We start from the raw sequence: 5,909 nt of genomic DNA, 5'->3' as shown, positions 1-5,909 counted from the left end.
GTCTTAACTCTCTAGAAAAGAATCTTAGACTAACCCCCACTTTGCCTTTAATTTGTTATATAAAAACAAAACTCCTGCCATATTAATACAAATCCGGCAGGAATTTATCTTATGTCGCAATTGATGGAAAGACGATTAATGGGAACTACTTTCCAAGTGTTTACGGCTCTTGATCTTTTCAATGACCGTAGGATATAATGAAAAATCCGTGTGGGGCAAAAATTTGGCCGCTGACATTTTATTCAGAAAATCCGGTGCCTCAGCCAAGGAAAGATAGGCTATACTGCTAATTAGATCTTCTACAACCAATAATTGATCTGCATCTTTTAACAACTTGCAGGCTCCTTTTATAGAGCCGTTTCCCAGCTGAACAAACCTCTCTCTGGGAAGGTCGGGATATAACCCAATGGTAATTCCTGACTCAATATTTATGTAGGTTCCAAAGGCTCCGGCCAGATATACCCGTTGAATCTTATCCGGTGTAATACCCAATGCCTCCACTAAAAACGCTACCATAGTGTTCGCTGCCGCTTTTGTATCCATAAATCTTAAAATATCAGCCTGACTGAATATTAAATCTTCATTTAAGGCTGATTCGTGCTCCCATGCGTAAACAATGACATATTCTCCGTCCCGCATAAGGATTCTCTCTGTTCTGCCAGGAATAAACCGCCCCGAGTAATCAATCCAGCCTGCCAGCAACATTTCAGCAAGAAGGTCAACAATCCCTGAACCGCATATACCCACTGGCTTTGCATTCTCTATTGTAGTAATCTTCAACTGATTTTGAACAATCTGCACTGAATCTACCGCCCCTGCTTTCGCCCGCATTCCCTGCTTGCTGATACCGCCTTCCAAGGCAGGTCCTGCCGCACCCGCAGCTGAAAACAGAAATTCATTGTTGCCCAAAAGCATTTCGCCGTTTGTGCCAATATCCATATAGAGAGCCAGTTCACTTTGTTCATACATCTTGGACGCCAACAGCCCGCTGATAATATCGCCACCTAAATAATTAGCTGTAGAAGGAAAACAGTATACTAATCCATTAAAGGGTAAGCCTATTTCACGGCCAACAAAGAAACCGGTCCGGTTAAAAGCTGGCGTATAGGGAGTATAGAAAATAAACCAAGGATCAATCCCCAACAGAAAATGAATCATGGTAGTATTGCCGCCGATAATGAATGTACCGCATTTGTCCGGAGAAATGCCTGTCGCAGTTTGAATTTTATCCATAAGTTCAATAAAATTCAGCAGCGTACATTGCTGGATTTCCCTTAAATGAGCATCATCATCCTTAACATAAACGATTCGACTAAGGATGTCCTCACCAAAACGGACTTGATGATTGACCCCGCTTTCTTCCCATAAAATATTTCCGGTATTCAGATCGATCAGCTGCATGATAACCGTTGTGCTCCCAAGATCAGCTGCATAAGCAAAATTCTTATCTGAAGTATTTCCCCGCTCAAGGTTTACAATTTCCCAGGCAAAACCTTTTTGTACTAAGGTAACTGTGAGCTTCCAGTCAAAATCCCGCAGCAGCTTATAAGACAATTTAATGGTTTCAATAGAAACCTGAACCGCTCCATACTCCGGTTTTAAAGCTTGAAGGATTCTGTCAATGTCGGCCACGAAATCTCCGTTACCCGGCGTTCTCAATTCAAGGTATATTTTTTTACAAATTACATTCTTCATAAGTCTTCCTCTTTATGTGAATTATGTGACATACCACCACCTAAGAGGTGGGGGCTTCTTGGGACGTACCTGTCCCCCTTGTCTCCACTTCCCCGTTTTCGTGCGCTTCACTTTACGGCAAAACCGGCTCCACTGGCGCGGCGGTTATCGGAAGTTTTGCGGGGCTGCGCGCCCGGCGCCCCGACCTCCTCCGAACAGGATTAGGGCGCCTACTGCTTGCAAGGCGAATTAGTGTTCAGGTGGCAAATAACGTCCTGCAAATTCCAATTTAGCCTTTTGAGATTGTTCCATGACAAAATCTGACTTTGCATAGGTATAGGCATCACGGTCATGTTCGAAGCGCTCTTTAAGACCCAGCTTCAACGCCTCGTATTGCCGTGCAACATTAGGGTATTGTCGCAGATAGTCTCTAAAATAAAGTTCGTTCCAATCTCCCAACGGTTTCACGTGAAGATGGTATACCTTTTCTGCAAAGCCGGTGGGCATATATCCTTTTCCCAGATCAAGTGTTCTTTGTTTATCATTTTTTTGCATTAGAATCCAATCATCGTTTTGCAACAGCTGAGCAATGTCATTCACAGCACAGTCTTTAGGTAATTCCAAGAGAATATCAATGGTTGGTTTCGCAATAAGTCCTTCAACAGACGTGCTCCCTATATGATTGATACGACAAATATCGTAGCCATGCAGGATGTGAAGTAGCCGCTGCTTTTCCTCGGCGTACCACGATTGATAATTTGGGTTATGGTCTTTAAGAATAATAGGATAAAGCTGCCACAATTCTTCTAAACTCATTTCTTTCATGCCATCACCTCTTAATTAGTCTATTTTTTCAAGACCATATAAGCTGTTACCTTTTTGATCTTTGGCACCTTTGTCATGTGATAAGTAAGACACGGGTAATGTGATTATTTTGTAATTTGCCATCTTACATTCCCACTCTTATCAATATAGCCAAAGCTAACATCTTCATAAATATCTTCGCTAAAACCCGGACTCTTATCATATATTTGGGCCAGACCGTTGCTAAAATCATCGGCATAATTAAACATAGGTTTAATCACCATGTTACCGTTCTTGTCGATAAATCCATACTTCCCATCAACCGCTACTCGGGCAAGCCCTTCTGAAAAACTATATGTCCAACTATATAGAGGAGGAATTACCAAACTTCCTTGATGATCAATAAAACCACTTTGGCCCAAAGCTATTGTTACCGGAGCAAGTCCGTCAGAGAATTCTCTTGCAGTGAAATATTTGGCTTCTATTACGTAGTGCCCTTTTTTATCAATGTAGCCCCAACGAAAGCCTGTTGCCTCTGAAGACACAGGAGCTATTCCTTCCTTGAATTTCCCGGCTGAACGAAATTGATAATCGATCACTTCTGTACCGTCTTTGTCTATATACCCGTACTTAATATTATGCAATTTTTCTAAAATAGTATTGCCTTCACGCTTTGCAACTACGGCCAACCCCTCGGAAAAATCATCAGCAGCATCAAACTTAAATGGAACAACCAGTTGTTTCTTATCGATATATCCGTATTTGGCCCCCCGCCTTACAACAGCTAGCCCTTCTGAGAATTCCCTAACTTCATCGACATTTCTTAACGTGCCAACTATTTCCCCTTTTGTATTAATCATGCCCCAAAATCCTTTTTGAATCTGAACAGCAGCAACACCTTCAGAAAATCTATTTGCTTGCAAATAGACCGGTGGGATAACAACATGACCATCAGCATCACCATATCCATATTTGCCATCTTGTTTGATAATGTAAAGCGCGGTACCATAATTAGCATTTGCCGTTACAGTAGAAGTAAATATATTGATTAATACAAGCAACGCTATCCCAAAAACGATCGAATGCAACCTATAAATGCTGACCGGTAAGCATATAATCTTTCCCAATTTCCCACAACCCCTCCATAATTTAAAGATTAGTCATTTTCATGCAAGTAATATATTCCCATAAAAACAATAAAACTCCTGCCAAATTAATACAAATTCAGCAAGAGTTTCACCTTTAATAATTATTTAAGACACTTAGGGACTTCCTTTTTTGACAGTTTTTTTCGTTATTCTTGTAGCTCGTGCTATGGTGAATGTTAGCAGCACTCGTCTTTCTACCCTTAAGTATAAAGTAATTAAGGAGAGAACGCGGACTCATTGCCCGCTGCGGATATTTCAGATGCTTGACAGGAGAAATTAACCACCACTGTACTTTAATCCTACCGCTGCTGCAGGAAGGTCATAAATTCCTGGTGAATATAGCCGCTGTCCCGTAACCCCTGCTTGTAGGCGATTTCCGCCGACTGGCCTGATTCCAGAGCTGTGTACGACTCGAAATCCATGACCAGCTCAAGCAATTCCGGATATTGGGCCTCCAGTTCGCCGGCCAGGGCCAACAGCCGGTCCAGGGTAGCGCCGACCTTGCTGACCGTCTTACTGTAACCGTCATCGTTGGTGCCGGCCAGTTTGAGGATATTGTCCACTCTGGTAAAGATATACTGATTAAAGGCCTCATTTAAGATGCTTTGCAGCATAAGCCGGTCGTCCTGCGCTGCCCCGGGCGGCTGCGGCTCCCAGTCTCGCTCTGCCGGCAGGGCAGATACCAGTCCCGGACAAGGAACTGAGCCGGATGCCGTTACTTGATCAGACATTTATATACCCCCTATATTTAGACTGCGGCCGGTATGGCCGTCAGCTTTTTTACAGGGGGAAATTAAAAAGACGCATGCAAAGGGTTTATCCTACACATGCGTCCTGTGTCGATGTCTGTTACATACTCAACGCTAATAAGCCGGACAGATCCGGCCTGAACAACAAGGGCGGCCACAAACTTTGGGGTTCGGGTGCCCTGCTGCTGATCATCAGCGGCTGAGGCTGGTCCAAATCATTTGCTGCGTCCAGTCGCACTCACAGCCCGGCGCGTCTGCGGCAACGGCTATTACCCCCCCGCTCCCCCGCTTGTGCGGCGACGGAAGCCCGGTGTATAATAGAAATGTCGTCGTGGACAGCTTGGCTGTTACGTGTAGGTGCCTGTTCACCTTGCGCGGGCCTGAAAGTGCTCGAACACTTTCAGGTCACGTCGACTTTTTAATTCCCACCTATTTCTAATTATAGCCTGTTTGCGGTAAAATGCAAGTACAGATGAGCCGGCCGGCAGGAAGTTTCGGCGGAGACGGGAGCGCCGTGAATTATGCTTTTAATTATAAAGCCAGTGAATCAGCCGCTTGTAAGATAAGCAATTAGCGGTAATGTAACTAAGCAAAAAATTGTCGTAATCATGATAGCACCGACCGCGCAGTCTTCATCAGACTCGTTTGTTCGCGCAAACATGGCAATGGCTGTCATACTTGGCATTCCTGCAAGCATTGTAATGAATGTAATAATTTCCGGCTGGACCTGGAAAAACCGTAATACGGAGAATATTAACAGCGGCATCGCTATCATTTTTATCACAACAATCGCGTAGTATTCTACTTTAGTTACAAATCTTTTTACATTGCAAAAACAAAAGGTCCCGCCAATGTAGATTAGCGATAGCGGCGTTGTCATATCGCCAACAGTTCCCAATGCTTTATTTAGCGTAACAGGCAATTTCCATTCCATCAAAATGAAAAGGATTGCTAAAGAAATCCCGAGCATTGCAGGATTTAATATGTTCCTGAGATTTGCCATTAATGAATTATGCTGCATTTTCTCCTTCGGCAAAGTCAGATGAAAACCGATGCTCCAGAGCAATATCTGATCAATGATGGTAAAAAGAGCCATATACAGCATTCCACGCTCCGGCAGAATACCCAGAATCAGGGGAATTCCGATAAAGCCCACATTCCCGAACATGGTTGAAGCATGAAAAACATGCCCGTAATTTCCGCTTAAAGAAAACATTCGTTTAAGAACGAAACCTGTAAGGAAAAGCACTCCAAACATGAAAAATGCGGACAAGACAACCTCGGTAAAACCAGAGAGCATATCGGTACGAGTCGCACCATTTATTGATTTATGAAAAATCATAATCGGAAGAATTAAACGCATGATCAGCCTGGATAAATCACTTAACGTCTTCTCGTTTATAGCTTTTGATTTTATCCCGATGATACCGATGAGAATGATGACCGTGAAAATCTCCAATTGTGTAAGTACAAGATAAAACGGCTTCATAAACTCCCCTTTACAAAAAAAATAGATTAGGCCATGACATAATTA

Annotated in this window: 5 protein-coding genes; all 5 read right to left on the bottom strand. The window is 43.2% G+C overall.

The genetic code is table 11. The features are described 5' to 3' along the window. Nucleotides 1-135 precede the first annotated feature (135 nt). The 5 genes from VN379_RS06605 to VN379_RS06585 all read right to left on the bottom strand — a co-directional run bounded on the left by VN379_RS06605 (nt 136) and on the right by VN379_RS06585 (nt 5,864). Entirely contained in the window at nt 136-1,695 is a 1,560-nt protein-coding gene (locus VN379_RS06605; RefSeq protein WP_325532067.1) for an ASKHA domain-containing protein, read from the bottom strand. Between the two features lie 228 nt (nt 1,696-1,923). After that, nucleotides 1,924-2,499 (bottom strand): GrpB family protein, encoded by a 576-nt coding sequence (locus tag VN379_RS06600; protein ID WP_325532065.1) that lies wholly within the window; start codon nt 2,497-2,499, stop codon nt 1,924-1,926. Nucleotides 2,500-2,603: 104 nt separating this feature from the next. Continuing rightward, nucleotides 2,604-3,605 (bottom strand): WG repeat-containing protein, encoded by a 1,002-nt coding sequence (locus tag VN379_RS06595; protein ID WP_325532063.1) that lies wholly within the window; start codon nt 3,603-3,605, stop codon nt 2,604-2,606. Between the two features lie 320 nt (nt 3,606-3,925). Continuing rightward, nucleotides 3,926-4,357: a hypothetical protein gene (locus VN379_RS06590; protein WP_325532061.1), complete on the bottom strand. Its 432-nt coding sequence runs from the start codon at nt 4,355-4,357 to the stop codon at nt 3,926-3,928. A 565-nt stretch (nt 4,358-4,922) separates the two neighbouring features. Then, nucleotides 4,923-5,864: an AEC family transporter gene (locus tag VN379_RS06585; RefSeq protein WP_325532059.1), complete on the bottom strand. Its 942-nt coding sequence runs from the start codon at nt 5,862-5,864 to the stop codon at nt 4,923-4,925. Nucleotides 5,865-5,909 lie beyond the last annotated feature (45 nt).

This window comes from Sporomusa sp. (assembly GCF_035561255.1).
Classification (GTDB): Bacteria; Bacillota; Negativicutes; order Sporomusales; family Sporomusaceae; genus Sporomusa.
Note: the sequence above shows the minus strand (reverse complement) of the source record. Positions and strands in the feature narration are given on the sequence as shown.

Bases quoted from the DNA above. Each gene is read 5' to 3' on its own strand.
- VN379_RS06605 (WP_325532067.1), bottom strand. From the start codon at position 1,695: ATGAAGAATGTAATTTGTAAAAAAATATACCTTGAATTGAGAACGCCG.
- VN379_RS06600 (WP_325532065.1), bottom strand. From the start codon at position 2,499: ATGAAAGAAATGAGTTTAGAAGAATTGTGGCAGCTTTATCCTATTATT.
- VN379_RS06590 (WP_325532061.1), bottom strand. From the start codon at position 4,357: ATGTCTGATCAAGTAACGGCATCCGGCTCAGTTCCTTGTCCGGGACTG.
- VN379_RS06585 (WP_325532059.1), bottom strand. From the start codon at position 5,864: ATGAAGCCGTTTTATCTTGTACTTACACAATTGGAGATTTTCACGGTC.